The organism is Chlamydia abortus (assembly GCF_002895085.1).
GTDB classification, from domain to species: domain Bacteria; phylum Chlamydiota; class Chlamydiia; order Chlamydiales; family Chlamydiaceae; genus Chlamydia; species Chlamydia abortus.
In genome coordinates, this window is the sequence record NZ_CP024084.1 from 283,418 (window position 1) to 310,308 (window position 26,891).

The window sequence follows — 26,891 nt, forward strand, 5'->3', positions numbered from 1 at the left end:
CAGTGAAAAAAAAGAGAAAAGAAGAGAAAAAGAGTCGAGAGAGTGCTTTAGGATGGCGTTTTTCTCTTCCTCGTGAAGAGCAAGATCCTTCCCAAGCTTTGGCGGTTTCTTGTTATTCAGGGAAAGAGGACCAACGGCGTGTGGAAGAACATAGTGAAGAGCTAGTTTCTCTTGCAGAATCTTGTGAGATTACCGTGTTAGAAACACGTTCATGGATTTTGCGATCTCCTTCTTCTTCGACATATTTAAATGAAGGCAAGCTTTTAGAAATCGAAGAGGTTTTAAAAGTATTTCCTACGATAGGTGCCTTGATTATTGATGAAGAAATCACCGCTTCACAGCAGAGGAATTTAGAAAAGCGTTTAGGCGTCGTGGTTTTAGATCGTACGGAGTTAATCTTAGAGATTTTTGCTAACCGAGCTTTTACTGCAGAAGCAGGACTTCAGGTAGAATTAGCACGCGCACGCTACCTGCTCCCTCGTTTAAAAAGGATGTGGGGTCACCTATCACGTCAAAAATCCGGAGGTGGCAGTGGCGGAGGATTTGTTAAGGGCGAAGGGGAGAAGCAAATCGAACTAGATAGAAGGATGATTCGTGAAAGAATTCACAAATTAACTTTGGATCTTAAATCCGTAGAAAAGCAAAGAAAAGAGCAGCGCAAGGCTAAAGAAAAACGGGGCATTCCTTCGTTTGCTTTGATTGGTTATACCAATTCTGGGAAAAGTACTTTGTTGAATCTTTTAACTTCTGCGGAAACTTACGTTGAGGACAAACTTTTTGCGACTTTAGATCCGAAAACACGTAGGTGTGTTCTTCCTAGTGGGCAACGTGTTCTTGTTACAGATACCGTAGGGTTTATCCGGAAATTGCCCCATACTCTTGTGGCAGCATTTAAAAGTACCTTAGAAGCTGCGTTACATGAGGATGTTTTACTTCATGTTGTGGACGCTTCGCATCCCTTAGCTTTTGAGCATATAGAAACCACACAAGAGATCTTAAAAGAATTAGGAGTCGACCATCCGAAAATCATCACAGTGTTAAATAAGATCGATGAGCTTCCCGAGGGTAAGGCGCCTACCAAGTTGCGTTTGCTCTCACCACGTGCTGTCGTCATCTCGGCAAAAACCGGAGAGGGAATTCAAAATCTTCTTGAGGCGATGACTGACATCATTACGGAAGGCTTTCCTCAAGTTACATTAAAATTTTCCTATAAGGATTATGGCAAATTTACCGAGCTGTATGATGCAGGTTTGGTCTTAGCGCATCGTCGTAAAGAGGATATTTTAATTGTAGACGCTTATCTACCCGAAGAGCTCGGGAAAAAATACCAACAGTTTATTATGCGTAAACGTCCTTCTCCAAAGCCCATAGAAGATGAGTTTTGCGTTTAGGGAGTTCCTTTACAAGCGAATAAGAAAAAAGAGAATCTTTATTAGTGAGGAAAAGTAGGGATACTTTAGAATACTGTCTTTGTGTTTTTTCAGATTTCATTAGCAACCTATGACAGTAATAGAAGTAAAGGGAACATTTAAACTTGTTTGTTTAGGGTGTCGTGTAAATCAATATGAAATTCAGAGTTACCGGGATCAGTTAAACTTCTTAGGGTACCGCGAAATCACAGATCCTGAGATTCCCTGTGATCTGTGTATTGTGAATACCTGTGCAGTTACCGGATCGGCGGAAAGCTCTGGACGTCACGCCGTACGTCAAGTTTGTCGACAAAATCCCGATGCTTTGTTAGTGGTGACGGGGTGTTTGGGAGAGGCTGATAAGGAATTTTTCTATTCTTTAGACAGACAATGTCTTCTTGTTTCTAACAAAGACAAGCATCAGTTGATGGAAAAGATCTTTCCCTCGATTCAAGATCTTCCAGAATTTCGCATTCGTAGTTTTTCAGGGAAATCGCGAGCGTTTATCAAAGTTCAGGATGGGTGCAACTCGTTTTGTTCCTATTGTATTATCCCGTATTTACGTGGTCGGTCGCGTTCACGTCCTGTTCAGGAAATTCTTGAGGAGATATCGGGTCTTGTTTCGCAGGGGTATCGTGAAGTTGTGATTGCGGGGATTAATGTTGGCGATTATCAAGATCAGGGAAAATCCTTAGCTTATCTGATCAGTCAGGTAGACGAGATCCCAGGTATAGAAAGAATACGGATTTCTTCTATAGATCCCGAGGATGTGCAGGACGACCTGCGAGATGTCTTATTATCAGGCAAGCATACGTGTCACTCTTCGCATCTGGTTTTGCAATCGGGTTCTAATGCGATTTTAAAAAGGATGAACCGGAAGTACTCCCGGGGAGATTTTTTAGATTGTGTAGAGGCTTTACGTTCTGCGGATCCGCAATATACTTTCACGACAGATGTCATCGTGGGCTTCCCCGGGGAAACAGATCAGGATTTTGAAGAGACTTTGCGCATTGTAGAAGACGTGGGTTTTATTAAAGTCCATATTTTTCCTTTTAGCCCTAGAGAACGAACAAAAGCCTACACCTTTTCTTCTCAACTGCCCGTATCTGTAATTAACGAACGGAAGAAGCATCTTGCTCATGTAGCACGAGAGGTGGCTTATAGAGAGCAGAGGCGACGTATAGGCGATACACTTTCGGTACTTGTGGAAAGGGTGGATGAAGGCATCGCCTATGGCCATTCTTCCTACTTTGATATGGTAGGTTTCCCTGCCGATCCTGATGTTTCTGTGAATACATTAATCGATGTCCGTATCGAGAGTGTCGAAGAAGATATTCTCAAAGGAAAACGTGTATGATTAAAATAACACAGAGTTTTAGACCGTATACGTTAATTCCTGGCATGTGCCTCCCCATTCCGGGATCGGCATGGTATGCTCAGGTATTTCCTACAGTATGGCGCATATTTTCGCCTACACATGAACTTCTGGATGAGGGTTATGTCAACGCTCAGGGACCTTTAAAGCGCTTTGCTGTATTTCAAGATTTGCATCGTGGAGGTCTTGCCGTTGTTTGTGAACAATACAAATACTACATCCTTCCCTCTGGGGAAAAAGTCGATTCTTTGAAAGGTCAATTACCTTGTGCAGATTCTGCCGAGCCGTTACTTTCTCTAGGCGTGCATAAACATGCAGATTTGCATAAAATACGTTATCGTAGAGATTTAAAAGAGATCCTTCCTTTATGGTTGCGGTTAGGTGCTCTTATCCCCACAGATGTACAAGATGAAGAATGCCTGAAACGGGGGAGTGGAAAACTTCTCGTTACCGCATACCAAAAAATTCAAGAAAGAAAAAAAACAGAAATTTACTCTGCGCTATCTTCGTTATATTTTGCAGGATTTTCCGAGAACCTCTTACCTAGGATTTACGATACAGAATACCAGGGGATTCTTAAAGAGATGCCAAACAAAGAAGGGCGAGAAAAGGTACCGTTTTCTTTATTGAGTTACAGTTTAGCGATGTTGCGCGATCTCTTTATTATGCGGGATAAAGAGATTGTGGAGATTCTTCCTTCATTACCTCCAGAGTTTCCTTGTGGGAGGTTGATCCATGTCCACCTGAAGGGAATGGGAAAAATTTCAGTAGAATGGAGTAAGAAGACAGTACGGCGTGTCTGTTTACACGCTGAGGAAAACACCGAGCTTCTTTTATGTGTTTCTTCAGAGTTATCTAGTTGTCGTTTACGCCAATGGGAAAAGAAACAGTTGGTGGGGTCGTCTACAGTTTCTTTAGGAGAAAGTATGGAGATAAAAAACCAAACTACGTATTTATGGGATTGTTTCCGTAAATAAGATAGTTTTTCCATGGTCGAGAGGATTGTAAACTCTGAAGACGTCTCCTTATTAGTTTCTGGAAGGCAGAGCAATCCTCATAAGTTTTTAGGGATTGTTTCTGAAAACTCCTCACAAGATAGAATCATTCTTTTTCGTCCTGGGGCCCATTCTGTAGTTGTAGAACTTCAGGGAAATATAGCGCACGCACAACACCATCATTCGGGAATATTTTCTCTCACTGCTCCTAAGGGGACTCTCCCTCAGGATTACCGTATCTATCATCAAAATGGCCTATTAGCTCACGATCCTTATGCGTTTCCTCCTTTGTGGGGAGAAGTCGATTCTTTTTTATTTCATCAAGGTACGCATTATAAGATTTATGAATGTATGGGAGCGATTCCCTATAATGTTCAGGGAATTTCCGGGGTGCTTTTTGTTGTTTGGGCTCCGCATGCACAACGTGTATCTGTTGTCGGCGATTTCAATTTTTGGAATGGTCTTGTGAATCCTTTACGCAAAGTCTCCGATTTAGGAATTTGGGAGTTATTTATCCCCGGTCTTGAAGAAGGAACTCTGTATAAATGGGAAATTGTTAGCGCTTCTGGAGAGGTACTGATCAAAACTGACCCTTATGGGAAACGTTTTGATGTTCCTCCTCATGCGCCATCTCGCGTTGTGGATAGTGATCGCTATACATGGCATGACGCCGCGTGGATGGAAAAGCGTAAACACAGAGGCGATCAGCCCTTGGCCATTTATGAGGTGCATGTAGGTTCGTGGCAGTGGCATGAGGGTAAACCCTTAGGATATCGGGAGTTGGCAAAGAAACTCGCTGCCTATTGCAAAGAGATGCATTATACGCATGTGGAGCTGTTGCCAGTTACAGAACATCCTTTAAATGAATCTTGGGGATATCAAGTCACAGGATACTACGCACCTACGTGTCGGTATGGAACACCCGAAGATTTCCAGTTTTTTGTGGACCACCTCCATAGGGAAAATATCGGGGTGATTTTAGATTGGGTGCCCGGACACTTCCCTACGGATGGCTTTGCTTTAGCTCATTTCGACGGAGAAGCTCTGTATGAATCTATAGAAAATCACGAGCCATTACACCCCCATTGGCGTACGTATACTTTTGATTATCGCTGCAATGAAGTCGTGAATTTCCTTTTAGGCAGCGCTCTATTTTGGTTAGATAAAATGCACATAGATGGTTTACGCGTCGATGCCGTAACCTCAATGTTGTATTTAGATTATGGCCGTCAAGAAGGAGAGTGGTCTCCCAATATCTATGGAGGTAGAGAGAATCTCCAGGCTATCGAGTTCATCAAACACTTGAATTCTGTCGTGCATAGAGAATTCCCCGGGGTTTTGACATTTGCTGAGGAATCTACAGATTTCCCGAAGGTGACCCAGGCGGTCGCCCAAGGAGGGTTAGGGTTCGATTATAAATGGAACTTAGGGTGGATGCACGATACCTTTCGTTATATTCAGGTCGATCCTCTATTTCGTTCGTATCACCATAAGGATCTGACCTTTAGCCTTTGGTACGCCTTTAACGAAAGGTACCTCCTGCCTCTTTCTCATGATGAGGTTGTCCATGGTAAAGGTAGCCTTTTACAAAAAATGCCCGGCGATACCTGGACAAAGTTTGCTCATATGCGTTTGCTGCTTAGCTATCACATATGCCAACCAGGGAAGAAACTTCTTTTTATGGGCGGGGAATTTGCTCAGGGAAAAGAATGGACCCCGGACAGCCCTTTAGATTGGCATCTGTTAGATCACCCCGATCACGCGTATTTACACAAGTGCGTAGCACGGATGAACGCGTTATATTGCGACCTGCCGTATTTTTGGAAAGGAGACGGTAAGCAAGGGTCGTTCCGTTGGGTAGATTTTAAAGATACTGAAAATCATGTGATCGCTTACTACAGATTTTCAGGAGAAGATCGAAGTAGCGCTTTACTGTGTGTCCACCACTTTAGTTCGGGATATTTTCCTTCTTATGTTCTATATTGTCAGGACATTCACTCCTGCCAACTCCTATTTAATAGCGATGATTGTTGCTTTGGGGGTTCAGGGAAAGGCAACCGTCAGCCAGTTCTTTGTCTAGATCAGCACGTCTCCTGGGGGATAGATATCGAGCTCCCTCCTCTGGCCACGTTGATTTTCCATGTTGATTTTGTAAATTAACAATCTTCTATTTAATTACGTTTTAAATAATTTTGTTTATTTTTGTTGTGGTTTATTTGTGAAATTGACCAGTGTTTGATATCTAGATTTGTGATTATAATTAATTAATAGTGAATTTTATTTTTATTTTTTAATTTATGTCGATTTCTAGGATTCCAGGCGATGATCACAAAAGTTTGGAGATTTTAGGGGCCAGAGGTCTCTCTCAAATATCTCAGGATAAACAGGTAAGAGCACCTTTACATGATGCTGTGCCTGCTAATGAAGTCGATCAAGATAAAAGGAGTTTTTCTCATTCTGTAGGGTTATTAGCGGGATTGATGGTCTTTGCGTTAGCTATGGTGGTGGTGGTTGTTGCTTTAACTTGCCTGGCGCCTGGAGTGCCTCAGAGTATTGTCTTGGCCATCGCTTTAGGAGGCGTTTCTCTTGGGGGTTTTTCTGTCATGAAAAACATCGTCAATAAGGTTCGTGATCTTTTTGCTCCGACAATGTCCGAAAAACAAAGGATAAAAAGTGCTGCAGGTATAGGAATCGGATTTATCGGATTAGGCTTAGCTATGAAGGTAGGCGCTCATTTTATTCCCGGAGGTTACGGTGGCGTTGTCGGGAATTTAGGTGGAGCGGCTTATTCTAAGGGTAGCCAATCCGGTTTTACAAGCCTAGCACATTATCTATACATCAAATTTGCACGTTCTGAAAAGGCGGCGTCCGGAGAGCCTTTAACACGTATAGAAATTATGCAAGAGGCTAAGAAGTTACATCGGATCAGTCTGAGTCTTTTAGTCGTAGGTGTGGGCTTTGCAGCCTTAGGGATTACTCTTGCTATTGTCGGTACGGTAGTTTTAGGCGGGGTGCCTGCCACAGCCATGCTTGTGCTTGCTCCTCCTTTCATTTCCATGGGGATAGGATTAGTTTTACAAACGTTACTGCACAGTAGTATCGGAAAGTGGAAGAGTTTTTTAGACTCTCAAAAAAATCAAGCTCTTTTCCTTGATACAGGGTTGAAGAATATTCGTGATGAAGATCTTAGAGCTCACGAGATTGCCAAAGAGCCGTTAAACAAAATCATCAAGAAAGAGATAGACATAGAAGAGGAAACCTCGACTTTCGTAAAAACTGAAAAGGTTGTAGAGGATCAGAGAATTACTGCTGAGGAAATAGATAAACGTTTATCGTTAACTCCCGGGCAAAAAGTGATTTTTGCTCTCTCTGTTTTGCTTGTGCTTGCGGGGTTAGCCGCTGTTGTTACTGCAGGATTTGTCGGCATGCCAGCATTACAAGTCCTCCTTGTGGCGACTACAGGATCTTCGGTAGCTTCCACCGTTTTGCCCATGGCCTCTTCGGGTTTGGTGTATAATGTATTTCAATGCAAGACCCGATTACGTATTGCTAAAGCCCGTTGGAAAGAAGCCAAAGCAAAATCTCAATTTAAAAAACAGCTCATTGGGGGAGCAGGTTTTTCTAAAACAGAGCTGAATAAAGCTTGGGTACATGTGGGAAAAGATACCATCCTGGAGACAGACCGTGCTATCCGTGAAGAAATCGCGAATTTTGAGAAAGGCCGCGGGGTAAACAGTGTGATCGTGGCTGGGATTTTTGTCGTTACTGGGGTGGGAATTATGCTTCTGACTCTTATTCCTACTTTAGCTCCGATTATGGCTGGAGTCTTGGCTATAGGATCGACGTTGATGATCATAGGAGCCGCTATGTATTTACAGAAGTTTACAGCGTGGCTGTATAATCGTCTGGTCATGTTAAGAGAGCGTTTATACTCACGCAGAAACTATTTAAGCGATATCTCCAGAAAAATAGACATTTCTACAGAAGATCTTATCGTTGATGCGAATTTAGATGATTTGGATGCGGTTATAGATCTGGATGGGGATGACGATGTCTTTGCCGATGCTTTTGATACTTAGAGGCTTATCTAAAATAGAGTTGCCGTATCATCTCCATCGAGTTTCTCTTTATCTAATTACACTATAATTATCCTTCCTATTCTCTTTACAAGAAAAATTTATCAATTTATTTTTTTAATAATTGGATGTTGATAAAATTAGAATAATAATAATTTATTTTTTATCTTTATACAAGAGGCACACATATGGCGGGGGTAAGCGGAATTGGAGGTAGTGGAGGACCAAGAAACATCCCTCCTCATGATCATGACGATGATAAGCGTTCTGATGCGCATCAATTCGGAGGGCATAACATAGTTTATGGGAATGAGGCCGGTGAACACAGCCCCAGCTCAGTAAAAGATAGAGCACAATTGTTAATGCAAAGTGGTTTTCAGGTACATAATCCTGAAGAAGTTGCATCGAGATCATCTGTTTCACAAAGTGAGGGCACCAAATCTGGGTTCTTCGGACGTATGTGGGATGCCGTAAAGGGAATATTCGGAAAGAAAACACAGAAGGAATCTGTGACAGAGATTTCTGGTCCGGAGATTTCTGGGTATAAAAAATATGGTAGACGTCTTCCCGAGGCGAGAGCTTTACGCACGCATTTCCAATCCCAAGAAGGGGGAATGCGGATTGATTCAGGAGACACAGATATTGCAGATGCAGAAGAAGTGGCTGTAGGGGAATTGGTCGATATAGAACATTCTTCAGATGCAGAATCGTCATCGAAGACTTCAGGCTCTCCAGGATTAGCCAAGCGTGTTCGCGGTTGGTGGGATTACGCTAATAGGAAACAAGAAGAGCCTGTCGATGGTAGAGTCGGTTTGAGTCTTGGTGAATTACAAGATATGGCAGACAGGTTCGCTAAGATGATGAATGAAACGGATAATGAAAGCGAGCGTGTTCTATTTGCGCAATATCGGGATACGTACGAAGGCTATATTCAAGATATGTTGTCTTCGGGAGCGACCTCGTCTTATGATAAATATAGCTTACTCGATGGTTCTTTTGATGAGACGGCTTCAGTACACCATAGGGATGAAATTGGAGAGGCGATATTTTTAGATAGCGATCAGGATGTATCCCAAGCTTCTGAAGCAGATCTTATGCGTATGATGGATACGGGACATAATGCTAATAGTATTTTAGGCGATCTCAGCCCTGAAGTACAGCAAGTCTTAAAAGAAGCGCAGAGCATGCGTGCCTCATTGGATGCTGGGATTTCAGACAATGTCACTCCCCAGTTAAGAGAACGCATTCTTAGCGCTATGCATAGGCTCCTCTCAGGAATCCAAAGCATTCTTACTGTGATCCGGAATAGTTTAATTGCTTTATCTCGTTTAGTAAGAAGTGGTTTAAGAGCGTTAGGCGAATTCGTCAGGCGTCGAGGTACTGTAACAGAGGATCATTATCATGTACCCATCAATGATGCTGATATCTATCCAGGAGCAAGAGAATTGCTTACACAGTACACCGATTCGAGCAGTTCAGATGGGTCCGAGGAGAATTTTGTTATTCCTAGGAGTGTAGTAGAGGCTTGGGCAGATGGCATTCCTGAAGTTGTCTATATGACTCGTGTTGGGGAGGGATTCAGAGTAGATGATGAGCAACTAGCAGAGAACAGAGACGACGTGGTGTATGAGGAGATTCCTGTGAGGAATTTTCTTCCAAGAACGCAGGAAGATGCGGTCTATGAAACGATGCATCCTAGGGGCTTGGGCAGTACGCCCGTAGAGGACGATGAAGTGGTGTATGAGGATATGAGTGGGCAACAAGGCAATACTCAGGAAGAGCCTGTATATGATACGCCACGATCTTCGCCTATATATGACGTTCCAGGAAGTGCTTCGGATCTGTATGATGTTCCTAGGCCTTTTCCTTTGTTGAATGAAGTAGATGATCAAGGTTATATGATACCAAGTGCTATACGAGGTGGCGGCGTTCTTGGCGTAACTCCTGGATTTGGCAATGCTTTAGTTGCTGTTTCTTCAGCAGCCTATTTTGATAGGTTAATTGAGGAAAATGACAGAATGCGCGAAGGCATATGGACAACTCAGAGTTCTGCAGATTTTGGTCTTGAAGAAGCGAGACGGAGTTACGCTCGGGAGGGTCGACCTTTACCATCGTTACCTCCTCTTGAAACACCACCACCCAGTCCTTATGGAAATAATCGGGTGATGCAACTGCTACGTCAGCTGCAAAGTGGTATTAGTAATGCCTGGAAAAGCAGACGTAAATAAGGACTTAACAAGGCTATAGAGTTGTTCTACAGCCTTGTTTTCTATTTCTAAAAGATTAACGAGCTTCCTGCTTTTAGGTAATTAGAGAAAGTAGAAGAGGAAATATCCCCTTGATAGTTGAGAAAGATTTTCAGATAGGGGAAAATTCGACTTTCATTTCCTATTTTGTATGCAAAAGCATGTCTTGAGATTGGCGTTCCTAAGGAAGACCATGTTCCCTTACTTGCGAGTAGTGTTGTCAATACCTTGGGGTGACGTTTCAATACAACGGGTTGATACGTCAGTTGCACTTGCCAGATAGTGGGAAGTTGAGCATTACGTGTCCATTGTATCATGAGGCCCGTGGGTAGGGAAATATTCGTTAACGGCCGTTTTACGGTGAATGCCCTGGGGAAATCACCATGTTCGACGAAGCTGGATAAAGTCGCTCTAAATGCTAGAACCTCTAGAAATGGAGTTATTGAAAAGTCTTTGGTAATGGGAGTGAGGTTGAAGATACAGTTAACACTTCCTGCAAAGCTGTGAGTGTAGAAATCCCCTTCGGACTCTTTGTCGTCTTTTACGTAGAAATGTTTTGCTGTATGAGATCCATAATTATAGGCTAGAGATGCTGATGTAATTATACTCTCATCCAACCAAGGCATCTGTATGAGCGTACCTCCGAAGTAATTTCTTGAAGAGAGCTTATTTTTTGACTCTTTTTCTTTTATATGAACGGATTGTTGAGCAAAGGATACAGATACCCTATGGTTGTTTGTTGTTGTTACTGTTGTTCCTGCGGAATATCCTGCGGACTCCATACGGAATCCTGGCACACCTAGGCGATTCGCTTGGTGGATAGCCGTAACCAAGCCTTGGCCACCCAGTTCGAAATAGGTAGGCGCAGTCATGGAAGAAGGTAGCGTACGTAGCCCCGAAAGAGTAGTATACAAAGTCCCCCAGAGAGCATTAGCAATCAGCGGGGTCATATATTTGGGATTGGGGATGTAGCCGGTAGGCGTCCAATTCGTATACAGGTATCTGTGATTTGTATTTGTAGTTTCAGGAGTTTTCCCATTTGCTGTAGTTTTATATTCCTCCCAATACGGAGACCAGACTCCTTGATATCCATAATGTTGTTTTTCGTTAATAGCCTCGATATCCAAAGCTGTAGTTGTAATTTTCGGAGTTGCGTTATCGCAAAGATAGAGGAGAGGGATACGCGTGATGCCAATGGAGAGATCTAGAGAATCGTAAGGATCTTCATTCTCGCTATCCAAAAGAAGCAGGGGTCCGGAAAGGGTCGCTGATGAAGTATCATCTTCCGAATATGTAGTTATGCCGTTACTCGTAGTCGCAGAGGGATAAATCCAAATTTTTGGAGCTTTAGCACCTTTTTGTAAAAGTGAAGGCAGGTTTAAAGCAAGACGCGTAATTTGAAGATCAGCATTTATAGATCTGGGTGCCGGCTCTTCTGAAGACTTCGGGGCAGTAGGTGCTGAACCAGGCTCAGCCTCTGATCCTTCTTCTGGAGAGGATATGATGAGGTTATTCACTAGACGTGTAGTAAAGAACTCATTAGTTTGAATTCCTGCGCCATTACCAAGACGTAAGATACTGTTATCTTGAGTAATTTTGTTTATGGCAATACAAGCACCGTCTTCAACAGCCAAGATGCCGTGTTTAATTTCTATCGGGTTACGGATATAGGTGGTATAATCCCTGACATGTCTAGAAGAAGAAAAGGGAAGGAACATCGATGAAAAGAGAACAGTTCCTTGTTGGTCTTCTTGCTCATTGAAAACAACACTTGGAGAGTAGTATTGGCATTCGATAGGGTCATAGAACTTTACAGCGTAATTTTTCTTGGCGCCAACTTTTAATGTTACGCTTCTGGTGCAATGCAGTGAGTTCTTAAACAAGTCAAAGTCTCCTATACCAGAGTTATTGACAAAGACGATATCGCCATAATCGGCTGATATATCGCAAGATCCGTTATGGTTGATGAGTATAGCTCCTCCCCATTTACTTTGATTATTAGCAAATTGAACGGGGCCGCTATTTTTAATTGTTACACGAGTACAATATATAGCTCCACCGTTACGGTATGCTATGTTGTTGTTGAAGTAAACTGGCCCGGGATTATCCTCTATATTTAAGTCTGTACAAGTAACGGCTCCTCCGGAGCTATTACTCCCTTTAGTGTCATTGCATGAACTAAAATTATTTGAAAAGACAATCGCGCCTGTATTGTTTTTAATTGTATGGGTGCGAGTGACGTAACAGGCTCCTCCAATAGGAGAAGAGTTAGAAATGAAGTATAAGGGGGCGGAGTTTGCAGAGATTTCACAATTTTGACAATATAGGGCGCCACCTCGAGATGTCATGCGAGCGTTACGAAAAAAAGCACGATTATTCAAGAATAAAATCGGCGAAGAATTTTCACTGATTTTGAGTAATTCATCTGAAGAAATGGCCCCGCCATTCATTTGTGCTATATTGTCTGCAAAGCAAATGGGGCCACAATTTTTAGTTAATTCAAATGTTTTACAGCATATCGCTCCACCGAAGTTGGTAGAGTTTGATTGTGCACTTTCGATGTTAATAGCATGGTTATTAATGAAGTATTGTCTTGATGAATTTTCACTAATATTGCAGCTGCCTGAAGTCCAGATCACGCCGCCTTTTGCATTTGTAGAATTACAGATAAATTTTATATCGCCGGTGTTGTTTCTTAAAGTAAGGGATGATGCATTGAAAACGGCCCCGTTGGATTTTGCTACCTGTTTTGTACAGGCAATATTGTTATAATTCTCAATGGTACAATACCCAGAAGAAGATCTCAAACCCTTCAGAGTATTTTGTGGTTCCGAGATATTTGAGAACATTTCTAGATCGAAAAGATGTTCATATCCGAGCAATTGCTCATTTAAAGCATCTATATCTTTTAGATAGGCTTCTGAGAATAGAGGTAAACAAGACAAGAGAGAGGTAAGAAGATAAGCGTTTAAGAGAGTAGATAATTTCATTTTCATAGAGATACTTATTTTCTAAGTCTAAAATTGTAATTCACTTGTTATGTTTAGGAAGTTGCATAATGTAGATTTTGAAAAGTCGCCCCGATAATTTATACTTAAGCTCATCTTGTTAAAGAAACTTATGGTGTTGTTTATAGTTACAGAACCTGCATGGTAATCCACAGGTGTTCCAGAGGTTATCCATGAGCCTTTACTTATCCATCGCCTGGTGAGAATTTTAGGCTTTTGTCTGTAGATTGTTGGAGTGTAAGCAAGTTGGAATTTCCAATCAGTTTTTAGACTTGCTTCATGTTGTGCATGACAAGAGATTCCTATAGGAAGAGTCACATTGATTAAGGGGTGTTGTGTTTCAAAACTACGGATATGGTCTCCAGTTTCTTTGAAACTTTCCTGGATAGCATGAATGCCAAGAGCTTTTATGAAAGGTCGGAATTGTAGATAAGACACACCGCCTTCTGGAAGCATACAACAGATTTCACTCCCTATAGTATGGCCGTGGAAGTGACCTTCTGAGGCTGTCTTGAGTGTCGGGTTTTTTGTCTTTACACGACTGTGAGAATAGACATAACCTAGAGAAGCAGACGTGAGAATATCTTCATCAAATAGAGGAATCTGTATTTGTGCTCCAGCGAAGTAACAATTAGAAGAGACCTTGTTTTTGAATTTAGATTCTCTTATTTCGCTATAAAATTGAGCAAAACTCAAAGTGAAATTGTGTTGTGTTTCTGTAGATCCTGCGACTTCTGTAGAGTAGCCTTTGGAGAATAGCTGGAATCCTTGTTGAGAGTTACGTGTTTTTTGTAAGACATAGGTGCCTAAACCGCCTCCAGAAATTTCTCTATTGGGTATTTTGTGAGAGCAATGTTCTAAAGTATGTAAGCCTGTTGCTATATTATAGGCGGCTTGCCAAAGAGCATTAGCCACAAGATCTCCACGATATATGGGGTTGGGAATGTATCCTGTGGGTGTCCAATTTGCATACAGGTATCTGTGATTTGTATTTGTGGTTTCAGTTGTATATTGTTCCCAATACGGAGACCAGATACCTTGGTAACCATAGTGATGTGTTTCATTTACGGCTTGGATATCTAGATTTTGAGCATCAATTTTGTTGGATTTGTTATCACAAAGATAAAGGAGAGGGACACGTGTGATGCCACTAGAAAGATCTAAAGAATCGTAAGGATCTTGGTTCTCGCTATTAAGGAGAAGCAGGGGACCGGAAAGGGTGACTTTTGGTTCGTTTTCAGTGATTGCATTTTCCTTACTTGTGTCATCGGGATCAAGCCAAATTTTTGGAGCATTCGCCCCTGGAGCAAGAATGGAGGGAAGGTTTAAAGCAAGTTTCGTTAAGTCTAAACTAGAACCTTCATAGGTCTCTGAAGTTGAACCCGATGTTGATGTACGTTTTTTTAAGGTTTTAATTACTGAATTATTCCCTAGGCGTAAAATACCTTCTTCTTGGGAAATGTTATAGATTCCCAAACCAGCTTTATCTTCTACAGCGACTACTCCATGGGCGATTTTGCATGTGTTTCTTAATAAGCTGAAATAGTTTTGGTCACTAGCTTCATCTGGAGAGACATCCGCCCCTGAGAATAACACTGTCCCTAAATGATGACTTTCAGGATTAAATACTAAACCCAAAGTCGATGGATGTTCATGTTCAACAGGATCATAAAATTTGACGCTATAGCCGTGTCGTGCACCTATTTGTAAATATAAGTTTACGGTAGAGCGTATGGCATTTCTGTTATTACTTTTTACAGATCTATTGTTTCTGAATACAATATCTCCTTGATCTGCTGATAGGTAAAATTTAGAGTTGCCTCCATAGTTTTGAATACCCGCTCCCCATGTGGAGACATTGTTTAAAAATAATACGGGACCATTGTCTTGGATCGTAAGATTTTTAGAATAAATGGCGCCTCCATTTCGTCTGGAAACATTATTTTGAAAAATCACTCCCTTGGAATTATTGGTGATATTGCAGTTAGAAGAGCAGATAGCTCCACCACCATAATCTTGGCTACTATAAATATGATTTACGCCAGAGTTGCTGAGGAATGAGACAATTTCTGAATTGTATGAAATATTACAATTTGTTGTTGAAAAAATACCCCCACCGTAACCAGATTGATTGTTTATAAAAGTTATAGGAGCATGGTTCGATGTAATAGAGCAATTGTTGCTATAGACTCCGCCCCCTTTACTTTCATTTGTAAGACATTTATTATTATTTAAAATGACCGGTTGGTGATTCTCGGTAATTTGTACATCGCCGCTAGAAGAAATCGCCCCCCCCCTGTATTAGGCTGACATTACTTATGAACTCACAAGAGCCTTGATTATTCGAGATGGCGAGTTGTGAGCACTGAATAGCCCCTCCAGCCTGAGTTGCTTCTCTTGCGTCGGGAGTTAGCATAGTCGCATTATTGATAAAGCAACACCGTTGTTTATTCTCTGTAATGTTGCAATTTGTAGAGGATACAGCCCCGCCATTCTGATAAGAAGTGTTTTTTCCAAATACTATAGGTCCGGTATTCTTGGAGATATTCAGATCCTTAGCTGTAACAGCGCCTCCATTGTCTTTAAAATACTGGTAGTTAATGTAGAAATACTTTTGTCCTGTGATATCTATGTCCGTCGTAGCATCATGCAGAAGTCCATAGTTTTCCAGAGACGTATTGATACTACCATCAATTCCAAGAAGCGTTGACAACGGATAACTATAGCCAGATGCGGAGAGGGTATAGGAAGAGGAGGTTGTTTTATCCTTAGCAAGGCAAATGAGCTCGTAAGAGCAAAGACTAAAACTGATCAAGTAAAATAAAGAACGACAATAGGGGCACATACTGGGACAACAAAGATCAGAGACCACACATATTTCTCCTATACTGCAATGAATGTAAGATTGTCTAGTGTTTTATAGATCTATGATAACCTGTACTTTTCAGTGTAGTATGAAAAGATCTCTACACTATGAATAAGCTCTTGTTATCAAGGATGGTGCTGTATTCATTTGAGATAGCGTGCCGGCAGAATAAAAAAGTTTGTTTTGGGAACAAACAAACTTTTTTAGACAGCCTGCATTTATATTTTTCAATACAGGCTAAAGACTTTGTATTTTTAGAGTTTCTAGAGACTTTAGAAGGAAAGTTTGCCCCCAGCAAGTAGATAATGGCTACATGTAGATGAGGAGACATCACAGTGATAATTGCAGTTGATATGCAAGTATTTTAGTAATTGGATCTCATTTTTGAAATTTATAGAAAATGCGTGGTAGCTTACGTCTGTAGGTGAAGAAATCCATACGTTTTTATCTGCAACTAATACCGAGCCAACTAAAGGTGTTCTTCGGACGGCGTTAGGTTTATACGCAACTTCTAATTCCCAAAGTGACGGACAACATCCTTGGAAAACTAGTCGATTATGTAATCCGAAGGGGAGGCTAATATCCACAAGATGTTCGGATGATACGAAAGTACGTATACGAGCGCCATGTTCTTTGAAGCTATTTAGCCTAGAGGACACAGTTTGATAGCCGAAAAAAGGAGTAACAGTGAGGCGGTGATTTGTTTTAGCTCTTAGAGGGAAGTAACAGGAAAGCGAGCTTCCTACCGTTTGGCTTTCGAAGGAACCATGACAAGCTCCTAAAAGCTTACGGTTTGTGTGATTTATCCGATGATTTCCTTCGGTGTAGAAACAATCTCCTGAGAGGATGAGTTTCCCTTGGAAGCAGTTGATTTGGAAGTGACTTCCTACAGATAGGTAAGATGTTGCGACTTCATTATGACTCGCATTTGCGTTAGCATTGGCTTCCTGAATTGCACAACGCACGTCTATTTTACAACGAGAAGCTGATTCTCCGGAGATTCCTAGGTAGTAGCCGCCCCCATCCATATGGAATCCTCGCTTTTCTGCGCTATCTTTTTGGTAAAGACAGAGACCTAAAGCGCCACCTTCAATATTAAAAGCTCGATCGCTCAGAGATTCTAAAGATACCTTAGTGGTATGCATTGCACACGTAGTTGCATAAGCAGATTGCCAAAAGATATTGCTTACGAAATCACCTTTGTGATCGGTTTTTATGTGATCGGTTTGTGTTTGTGTATCTTGAGTTTCTTGAATTTCGGAAGCGTGATCAGTATCTTCAGCGTATAGATTGGCGCATAATGCAAAAGTCAGACTAATAGATGTTAAGTATTTTGTAATTGTGGATTTCATATCGTTTTCTCAGGTCTTATGTAAGTTATCAACGTTATCCCCTTGGATAGTCGGGTGTTAGATAGTCGTACTTAGAGGGTCGAGGTAGTTTTGGGGGATTTCTCTTAGATAATCTACAGATAATCAAACATTTTGGGAATATATAGATTATATTTTGTTTATTCTCAGCCGCATAACTTATTAAAAGTTTTTTAAATTGCGTATATCAATGCGTTTAAAAGTCTCAGTTATTTTAGATATGTATGGATTGCAGCTGATTGTGGTGTGCATCTCAGGCAAGGCGCTACATTGCTCAGAGAACTGACAGATGTTAGATGGTTGACGTGTCGAGAAGAGAATATTGCGTTAGAAAACGCTTAGGATACGATTTTGAGGTAGAGGGCTATGTACAGAAGGAGTGAAAAAAGGAGAGAAATTCCCCTAGGGCAAAGAAAATTTCTCTCGGTAGTAGATTTAGAATGTTCCTTGCAAGCCTGTGATGACACGATGGCTGGCGTAAGATTTTTTTGAATCAAAGACGTAGTCTACAAATCCTGTTGTATGTTGGGAAAGTTCTACACTGTCATGGACCTGTAGATAGAATCCGTTACGGGAAATGAACGCTCCTGTTACAGGAATGCTTTCGTTGTTCGCGAGGATGGTGACTACGTTATGAGGATTCACACGATAAATATCCGGCTTGTAAGCGAGTTTTAATGTCAGTGTTGAAGGGGCTTTTTTAAATGGTGTATGCCATTCTGAAGTGAATCCTATAGGTAGTGCGATGTTATGACCACGACCTCGGGAAAAACTCCTTGGGAGATATCCTTGTTCTGCAAATGCATTTTGCCAACCTCCCATAAATTCTGCAGATATAAACCCTGAGAAATCAAAATCATGAGCCACTTTACGTGTGAGTGTGCACCAGGTTAAGAACGGATGTTCTACCGATACCGCAGCGTAATAGGTATTGTTGTGCCAACGTCCTTTAGATTTTCTAGTTCTTTGGGTGATAGGATTTAGATAGTTGGTTTTTATATGGTTGACTGCGTAACCATAAGCGGCTTCCCAGGAGATATTCGTGGCAGTATTTTCCGTAGCAAGGAGAAACTTTCCAAAGAAAGCGAACACACTGATTTGCTCTGTGCTGTGAGTATCGTAAGGTTTACTCTTGACTTGACCATAGAGCTGACCAAAAGCGAGCCCTATAGAAGCTTCGTCAGGATAGTTGATGCCGATAGAGGCTTGATATCCTCCGTATCGTCCTTTGAATCCTTCGTGAGACTTGTGTATAGGCTGGCGGATATAATTGCCTATAGCCTTTGCAGAAACAAGAACACCTTCGTTTCGGTTGAGGAAGTTTTTTTCTAGAGCTTCTGAAAATACTTGAGTTGCTAAGAAGGAAGTCCACAGAGTGTTCGATACAATTTCACCACGACGTTCGGGATCCAAAATATAAGGAGCACGATGTGTGGGTTCTGGTCTCCATACAACATAAAGAGTCTGATTACTTGTTCCTGATGGGATACCTCCGTTAGGCGTAGGCGCAAGTAGAGGTGTTGTCCATGAGGATGACCAAACTCCTTGGTAGCCGTAGTGCTCGGGAACATCGATAGGTCCTTCAGTGAAGTTATCTTTTGTTGGACCATTACTGTTAGCTCTGAAGTTAGCAAAAGGAAAAGATAAGGATTCTTGTAATAGGGGATTATCGTATAGTTCAGCGCTATCTTCAGAGACTATATCTAGAGAGCCGGATACCGTAACAGATTTAGTTCCCGAGTGTACCTGAGCTGGAGAATAGTCAGGATTTAGGTAGGAGTGTATATCACACCCCAATTTGCTAATCGTGAAGTTGTCAGGAGTTGGATTACTGTTTGTTCTTGACAATAACTCAATACCAGATCCGGAACCTAAAGTTAATCTTCCTGTTTCCGCAGTTAAACCAAGCACTTTCAGCTTAGCGTTGTTAGTTACAATCAGCTGTCCATCTTCGATAACAACCTTTCCGAAAAGAGATGACGTCGTGTTTGCAGGATTTAACTTCTCTGATATGGTCAGAGTTTCTGATGTAAATTTGACTGATCCAGAATAACCCGGAGAGTTCACAGTGATTGTATGTAATGACTTACCATTATTAGTGGGCCCTGTGTTTGTGATAGGATCATGGAAGATCAAATTGGAGAGGCCGGAAGCATTAAGAGCGGTGACCTTGCTATCTCCCTCCATATGGATCGCGTTACGTACTCCTGGACGGCCATCGAGCATATTGCCGATAAAGACCATGTCGCCAGATTTTGCTGTTAAACTTAAAGTAGAGGTCGCAGGATCGGAGGTATTGCCAACAGTGGGACTAATATAAACAGCTCCGCCTTTTTGTGCTCTGTTATTGAAGAACACCATAGGGCCTTGAGCGTTTACTGTCAGGGCTTTGGCACAAATGGCTCCACCATTTTCTTTGGCGGAGTTTTTCGTGATATATGTAGGGGAGGTATTTGCGAAGGTACATGTGGTTGCGTAAATAGCCCCGCCATCGTTTTGAGCGAGGTTGCTGCTTATGTTACAACCGCCAGTATTATCTACAAAAGACACGGATTTTGTTGGTACACAAATGGCGCCTCCACAACCTGAGCCTATGGGTTTAGCAGGATTTGGAGTTTTAGATTGCAAACCTTTGGCTGCGGTATTTCCTAATAAGGCAATAGGGCCGGAGTTATTTTTAAATGTGACAGTTCCATCATAAATAGCTCCACCGCCGCAAGCAGCAAAGTTTTGAGAAAACGAGATAGCCGCAGAGTTATTTTCGATATTGCATGAGGCATTTGTATCATTAAGGAGCGCTGCACCAAAGTTTCCAGAGTTGCTGCCAAAGGTAATTTGATTACGAATCTTCGTAATATTTAAGCTTGTTGTTGTATGAACTGCAGAGCCACAAAAACAGTTTACCGTAACTGAAGTAGGCACAGATTCAGTAACTACAGGAGTGTAGGGGGTTCTGTTATTGGTCACGGTTACTGCTTTTGATGAGGTAATCGTGATGTCTTTTCCTGAGATAAGGCCATGCTTTCCTATAGAGATGTTTTCATTAAGTACAAGCTTGGAAAGATGAGATAAGGTAAGAGCTTCTGCAGCTGAGATTAATGAAGCACCTTCTTTTACAGGGGCATGACATTGTGAAAATGTCAATGAACGTTGTTTCCCAAATATGGTAAGGTTCGAACTCGATCCTAAGAAAGATGAAGGGAACTTCGCTCCATAGACATCTTTGATGAAACAATTAGAGGTAAGGTAAAAAGCTTCTCCTATATCATACAAAGGAGGTGTAAGGTTAGTTTGATTTATGGTTTGGGCAGCAACCCACCCCGAGCTGCATAAGCAAGCCAAAAAGCAAAAAGAAGAAGATCTTAAAGAAAGAGGCATGCCTCAACCCTATCGTTAGTAATATTTAGAATCGAAATTTACTTCCTACATTTATATTGTAATTGCGCGAAGATTCACGTAGTTCGCAACTACCATGGCTAAAGATTTCAATATTATTATTTACGGCTGTGTGAGAAGACCCTTCAATTAACAAACCTTGTCTATCCAGGTTTGTCGCAGGAGTTTTCCACCTAGCTCCGTTTGCTAATAATAACGTTGTACATCCGGGGTTTCTCCTCCACACATCAGGAACATAGGATACAGCTAAGCTGTAGAAATCCGGGTAGGAGTGAGAACGTCTATCTATTTTAAAACCACAAGGAATCGCTAGGTTAATTAAACGAGAAGAACAGAAAGATCGTGCTTCAGCGAGCTGTTCTCTGAAGGAGCCATGTTCTGCGTAACCAATCTGAACGTTCACAAAAGGAACGAATTGATTTAGGTGTAATTTAGTCGTTTGCAAAACAATAGGCAAGCTTCCACCTACTTCTCCTAACCAGCAATTGTTATCCCAATTACCGCTTGCTTCAGGGATGAAGGTATAGCGTGTTTTCATATCTTCATTCGTATGGCTGTAGTTGATTCTTGCAGCGAACGTAGTGAAGATCGTGTTGCTTAATGGGCGTTTTATAGATAGATAAGCACTACCTGCTATAGCTTGTGATTTTGTTGTGGAGACCACGTAGTCTTTAGATTTTCCGAATACCTGAGAGAAAGCTACTCCAAATACAGAATCCGATAGTGTTTGTGAATTTGCTCCGATAACGTAGCCACCACTAATACGGCGGAAACCATGAGATACACAATTGCGATCATGATGGAAAACGTTCGAAATTCCCGCTACCCATAATCCTTTGCCGTAGCCAAAGCCGTCGCAGCTTGCTGTAGCGAGTGCGTTCATAGAGCGTAGATCTATGAAGGCGCCCCATAAGCTATTAGGAACTAAAGAAGCTTGACGTTCCGGGCTGGGAACAAATCCAGTTTTTGTCCAAGTAGCTTTTAATACTTTCTTTTTCTGAGCATCTCCATTTGTTCCGTTTTCCCAACTCAGTTTCCATGAGCCTTGGTACCCATATTGAGGATCTGCATCTCCTCTTGGGGTGAGCTGGAGATCACTTTCCGTGATTTTATTATCACCTGCTGTGGATAGAGAAAGGACTTTGAGCGTGACTGTATTTCGATTGAAGATGTCGTGATTTTCATAAGCATTCCCAGAAACATCGTCTAAAGAAATGTGTTCAGAGATTGTAATTGTACCACTTGTATTTTTTGTTTCAATTTTTGCTCCTTCTCCATCTTGTGTCAGCGAACCAAGATTGATATGGAGATCCTTTATGGAAACAACTCCGTCGCTATTCGCTTGATTGGTTACAGAGGCCGCAGTAGCTGCAGTCGACGAGGTAACGCTACTTACCTCAGCAGCAGTCACAACAGAGGCAGCTGCTGCAACTGCCTCACTAGAAGTAGCATAGGAATGCTCTGTAATAGTTAAGGAGGTCCCATTATCCATGAGGAGGATAGAATCAGATTGTTGATCAAAGGAGACCACAGATAGGCTAGCCTTATCTGCTAAGACGAGTTTCCCACCACCTAGAATCACTTTTTGATAAATAGTTGATGCGTTGGGAGCACTTTCTGCGTTTGCATGAGCTCCAGAAAAGAGCACTGTTCCAATATAATTAGTAAAGGGAGCAGAATTTCCTCTATCTGGGTTGATCGTTAGGGTGTTACTGCCATTAGGAGCTTTTTCAGGAAGAGTAGTTACAATAGGATCATAGAAACAGAGTTTATGATCTCCAGAAGCGGCAAGTAATTTAATGGTCGCTCCCTTTCCTAGAGTAACGGCATTTCTTTTGGGAGATCCACCATTGGTGTTGAGGTTGTCATAGAAAGTCATATTGCCGTAGTCAGCGGATAGGCTTAGCTCTCCATTATCAGCAATATAGATTGCTCCACCAGTTTTTGCGGTATTGTTAGTAAACACCGTTCTCCCTGAAGAAGTGATGCTAACTTTTTCTCCATAAATGGCTCCGCCAGCATTTGCTGCGAAGTTATTAGCAAAGAAGATATCGTGTTGGTTTGTTATAGTTAACCCAGTGAAGACGGGGGCTGCTTTCTTTGTTGCCGTTGCCTGAGTACAATAAATTGCTCCTCCTTGTCCTAATACTTCATTAGAATCTCCGATTTCAGGAGATGCAGTGTTGTTCTGCATGAGCAATTGTACGTTGTTCGAGAAGTTGATATTCCCTTTAGAGTAAATAGCGCCGCCAGATTTAGCGTTATTAGAGTCAAATTGTACAGAGCCGTTGTCTGAGAAGTTGACCACAGTGTTTATAACCCCATTTCCAGGAGGTGGTGGAGGTGGCGGGGTTTGTGGATTCACGGAGTGGATGGCGCCACCGAGCCTGCTTGCAGAATTGGATCTAAAAAGAATGGATGGGCAACGCGTGACATTCAGACTTGTAGAAGCTCCTATAGCACCTCCATTGGCGCCCACGTTACTTAGAAACTTTAATGATTTTGTTACATTGCTAATGTCAACTACTTGTCCCCATAGAGCTCCACCATTGTCCGCTGCACAGTTATCCTTAAATATTAAGTTTTGGATGTTTTTGAAGAATATAGGTGACTTAGAATATACCGCACCGCCTTTGGGAGATAGAATACTGTTTGAATTGTTACGTCCGAGTAATGCGGAACAATTAGAGCAGGAGAAGGTCTTGACTCCTGTGATGGTATAAGAGAACGATTCAGGACTCGACGTAATAAGAGAGCTTAAAGCAGCACCGTTTACCGATGTGCGAAGATTAGTAAAAGTTACATCATGGCCTTTTCCGATAATGGTCATTGATCCAGCGGAATTGAAAAAGCAACTTGAAGGAGTTGCCGCCATGGAGTTGTCGAGATTTAAAATATTCAAGTTTCCTGAGAGGATCGCTGTTGTTCCTTCTGGATTAGACGTTATCGTATAGGGAAACATTTCTCTAAGATCGCCGTTATAAGTTCCGTTAGGAACTACAATTTCCAAAGAAAAGGCTTGGAATGAACAAGGAAGAGTCAGCGTTGTAGAAACTAAGAACTTACGGAAAGACGCTTTCATTTGCTAGACAGGATGCAACAAGATTGATTTTGCTAATAAACAAAAATCATTAAAAAAACAATAGGATAGGGAAAAAACGCAAAGAACGTGCTGGGATTCAAAGCTTTAAATCTTTGTCTGCTAGTTTTGTGTCATACAAGCAGATCTACTTCTCGGAAAGAAAGCAAAGAGAGCCACCGAGATTTTTCCAAGGAGAGAGTACGTTGGTGATGAAAGAAATTCAGAAAGCTCTTTGTCTAGGGTTTCTGAATTTCTTAAAGTTACGTGTTCTCCTAGCGCATCAAAATAAACATTGGCTACCAATATCTCCTGAATAGTATTGCGAGGATTTCCGTAATTCTGTGCAAAATTTTGAAAATAGAGAGACGTTATCTAAAATCGCACAATGTAAGGAAATCTGTGCGGATAAGGCTTGTCGTGAGAGATTTGTTCCTGAGGTCTCCCATACGGCGAAAGGATCATAGGTAGCTGTAATTGTCGCATACGGATTTTTACGATATATATCCGAGATGAACACTACAGAAGTTGTATAGAAAATAAGGTAGCGTAGGGTGTGGCCTTCCAAACGGATGCCGATAGGTACAGAAAGATTCGCTAATGTACTACTGGTAATTTCGTGTTTTTTCACTCCATCTTCTTTGAATTTCCTTTGATAGGCATAAATTCCCTGAAGATTCATGAAGGGGAGGATGTGCTGGAATATATTATGTTCTTCATGGAAGTCAAAGGACAGCGAGGACCCGAGTTCTACACCTATACCATGGGTATTCCAATACCCCTGGGTGATTTCTGAGGATTTTCGATTGATTGTGAGGGTGTTTTTACTATGACTATAGGTTACTTGCGCGCTTAAAATTAGAGGAAGATCTGAAGAAACTTTAGACAAGGACTGAGGATGAACAAAAAAGTTTCCTAAAGACCAATGTATAATAGGTTTTATGGGTAGGCTATGTTGGAGGTATATAGATCCTGCGAGGATATTTTCGTGGTTTTTTGCTAAGGACGCATCTTTAGAAACTCCAAACATTTGGAAAAAGCCTATCGAGAAGATATCTTGGGATGATGTTTGTTGTGAGATCCCTAAAGCATAACCTCCGCTAGTATGGCGAAATTCTTGGTCATCTTTATGATGGTCCTTATGGAAGTATCTCGAAATTTCTGCTACCCAAAGGCCATTACGGTATAGGCTGCCATCAGAGATGGTGTCCATAAGGTTATGTATACCGCGGATGTCTACAAAAGCATTCCATAGGCTATTAGGAACTAGGGAATTCCCTTGACAATCTATCAGGCGTGGTCGGTAGCCTTTCGGCGTCCATACAAGTTCTCCTAGTTTTTTGCAGGTGATGTTGTATGCGCACTTAACTCTCGTGCTGCCGTTTCTACCCATTCAAGATTCCAAGATCCTTGATACCCGTAAGGTTGAGTTGGAACGTCAAGATGATCTACTTGGATACGTGTATTTTCTAATGTTTTAGATTCGATTTTAATTAGGGGAATTCTAAGAGATTGGGCTAATTCTCTGTTTTCATAAAAATCTTCATCTTGCACATCGATGTGCATAGACCCGGAAAAAGATAGTTTTTTGTCTGCCGACAAAAGCACGATTTGCCCGGGGTCTCGAGAAGATAAGGAGCGGTATTTTATTTTCGCATTCTCTGGTAAAGAATCTAAAGCTGAGAGTTTTAACGGTACGGTAATGTTGGAGAGCTCGGCATTGTCTTGGATTCTCATCATTGTACTATGATCGAGAATGAGTGTTAAGTTAGGACGTTGGACAAAGTTCAACACTCCGAGGATGACGCCGTTGTTTAAATTTAGAGTTCCTCCTGCCAGGATAACGTCTTGTAAAATTCCGCTCATATTTACGGTGGCTAGAGTAGAACAGGAATGCAGACAATTTGTCGAAGAGAATAACACGGTGCCATGATGTACAGCCCCATCGGAGATTTGATTGATAAATAGGGGTATTGTGGATTTCGACGTTGAAGTAATCGCATCATAGAATTGTACGGATCTGCCTTTTTTGGCGCCTATATAGCTGATGAAGGCTTGGTTTTCTAAATGGATAGCATTTTTTTCTATATGCCTTCCTCTGATTGTACTATTTCCTGCGAAGATATATCACCCTCTTCAGCGAATAGCCCTAACTCTCCTCCGGAAGCAATAGCAATTGCCCCACCCCCAGGACGTGAATTTTGATCTCCAAAAGCTGTATTATCAATGAATCGGGTAAGGCCCATAGCGGTTAGGTAGAACTGTTTAGTATAGATGGCGCCGCCGCCGTTTACTGAACTGTTATTCGAGAAGGTGATTTCTCGATTTCCATAGAAGGATAGAGGATAAGAGAGTTGATCACCTGGATGAGGTATACAGCAGATAGCCCCACCTTTGTCAGATGAGTAGCATCCTGAAAAGGTGATTGTATCATTAGATCGAAACATGAGAGATCCTCGAGAGACAATCGCACTTTTCCCTTTTCTCGAGCTTGTTGGCTCTAAAAACTTAAGATGAGAAAAGCACGAAAGTGTACAGAAGGTTTCCGACTGGAAAATCATTTTTCCTTCACTACTTGTCGTGATTTTATCGAAGGTCAAACTGCGGTTGTTCCAGTTAAAGAATAGATCTCCTTTGGTATTTTTAAAGCAGCTAGAGTTGGAGGGTGTTGTAGCTGCTACATTTTGTATTAGAACGTCATCAGATAAGATGTACGTGGTACCTTGCTCATTATCAGAAGATTTAATAGGGAAAGCCGCATTATTTATGCCGTTAAAGTTATCCGCAGAGGAGAGTGTTTTTAACACAGCAGCATCTGCTGTGGCAAAACACATATAGGACATAGCATAGCAGCAAAAAATCCATAGATTCGGTCTTTGCGTCATACGTTATTTCGAATGTATATTTTCAGAATATTTTTTTGCTTAGGGGAGGGAAATAGAGAAAAGCCTTTTACCCTATAGAAAAATTTTTGAAATTAATCAAGATCAATCATGGATGTTCTTTGGAAGGTGTTTACACCCAAAGGAATCGAGAGAAATAGATTTCCCATCGAGATGCTCCCTGCTCAT

The 26,891-nt window shown here is 41.6% G+C and carries 10 protein-coding genes and 2 pseudogenes; 6 read left to right on the forward strand and 6 right to left on the reverse strand.

Features of this window, described 5'->3' with window-relative positions:
- Positions 1 to 2 precede the first annotated feature (2 nt).
- The 6 genes from hflX to CHAB577_RS01435 all read left to right on the forward strand — a co-directional run bounded on the left by hflX (position 3) and on the right by CHAB577_RS01435 (position 10,083).
- Complete coding sequence (gene hflX / locus CHAB577_RS01410) at positions 3 to 1,391, forward strand: GTPase HflX (protein WP_006343921.1); 1,389 nt, start codon at positions 3 to 5, stop codon at positions 1,389 to 1,391.
- Positions 1,392 to 1,500: 109 nt separating this feature from the next.
- Positions 1,501 to 2,766 carry a tRNA (N(6)-L-threonylcarbamoyladenosine(37)-C(2))-methylthiotransferase MtaB gene (mtaB, locus tag CHAB577_RS01415; protein ID WP_011096940.1) on the forward strand — a complete coding sequence of 422 codons (1,266 nt, stop codon included), beginning with the start codon at positions 1,501 to 1,503 and terminating at the stop codon, positions 2,764 to 2,766.
- Positions 2,763 to 3,761, forward strand: a complete 999-nt coding sequence (locus CHAB577_RS01420) for a hypothetical protein (protein ID WP_011096941.1) — start codon at positions 2,763 to 2,765, stop codon at positions 3,759 to 3,761. The genes mtaB and CHAB577_RS01420 overlap by 4 nt, the downstream gene beginning before the upstream one ends.
- Positions 3,762 to 3,773: 12 nt before the next feature.
- Positions 3,774 to 5,939 (forward strand): 1,4-alpha-glucan branching protein GlgB, encoded by a 2,166-nt coding sequence (gene glgB, locus CHAB577_RS01425; protein WP_086393196.1) that lies wholly within the window; start codon positions 3,774 to 3,776, stop codon positions 5,937 to 5,939.
- Positions 5,940 to 6,076: 137 nt separating this feature from the next.
- Complete coding sequence (locus CHAB577_RS01430) at positions 6,077 to 7,858, forward strand: hypothetical protein (protein WP_011096943.1); 1,782 nt, start codon at positions 6,077 to 6,079, stop codon at positions 7,856 to 7,858.
- 185 nt (positions 7,859 to 8,043) lie between these two features.
- Positions 8,044 to 10,083 carry a hypothetical protein gene (locus tag CHAB577_RS01435; RefSeq protein ID WP_011096944.1) on the forward strand — a complete coding sequence of 680 codons (2,040 nt, stop codon included), beginning with the start codon at positions 8,044 to 8,046 and terminating at the stop codon, positions 10,081 to 10,083.
- Positions 10,084 to 10,130: 47 nt separating this feature from the next.
- Here CHAB577_RS01435 and CHAB577_RS01440 read toward each other — a convergent pair whose 3' ends face one another.
- From CHAB577_RS01440 to CHAB577_RS01475, 6 genes and pseudogenes are all read right to left on the reverse strand, one after another.
- On the reverse strand, positions 10,131 to 13,097 hold the full coding sequence (locus tag CHAB577_RS01440) for a polymorphic outer membrane protein middle domain-containing protein (RefSeq protein ID WP_011096945.1): 2,967 nt from the start codon (positions 13,095 to 13,097) through the stop codon (positions 10,131 to 10,133).
- Positions 13,098 to 13,118: 21 nt separating this feature from the next.
- Positions 13,119 to 15,981, reverse strand: a pseudogene (locus tag CHAB577_RS01445) (polymorphic outer membrane protein middle domain-containing protein).
- Positions 15,982 to 16,247: 266 nt separating this feature from the next.
- Complete coding sequence (locus CHAB577_RS01455; protein ID WP_011096947.1) at positions 16,248 to 17,327, reverse strand: autotransporter outer membrane beta-barrel domain-containing protein; 1,080 nt, start codon at positions 17,325 to 17,327, stop codon at positions 16,248 to 16,250.
- A 453-nt stretch (positions 17,328 to 17,780) separates the two neighbouring features.
- On the reverse strand, positions 17,781 to 20,723 hold the full coding sequence (locus CHAB577_RS01460) for a polymorphic outer membrane protein middle domain-containing protein (protein WP_011096948.1): 2,943 nt from the start codon (positions 20,721 to 20,723) through the stop codon (positions 17,781 to 17,783).
- A 25-nt stretch (positions 20,724 to 20,748) separates the two neighbouring features.
- Positions 20,749 to 23,823, reverse strand: coding sequence for a polymorphic outer membrane protein middle domain-containing protein (locus tag CHAB577_RS01465; RefSeq protein ID WP_011096949.1), 3,075 nt, complete (start codon positions 23,821 to 23,823; stop codon positions 20,749 to 20,751).
- A gap of 280 nt (positions 23,824 to 24,103) precedes the next feature.
- Positions 24,104 to 26,654: pseudogene (locus CHAB577_RS01475) on the reverse strand (polymorphic outer membrane protein middle domain-containing protein).
- Positions 26,655 to 26,891 lie beyond the last annotated feature (237 nt).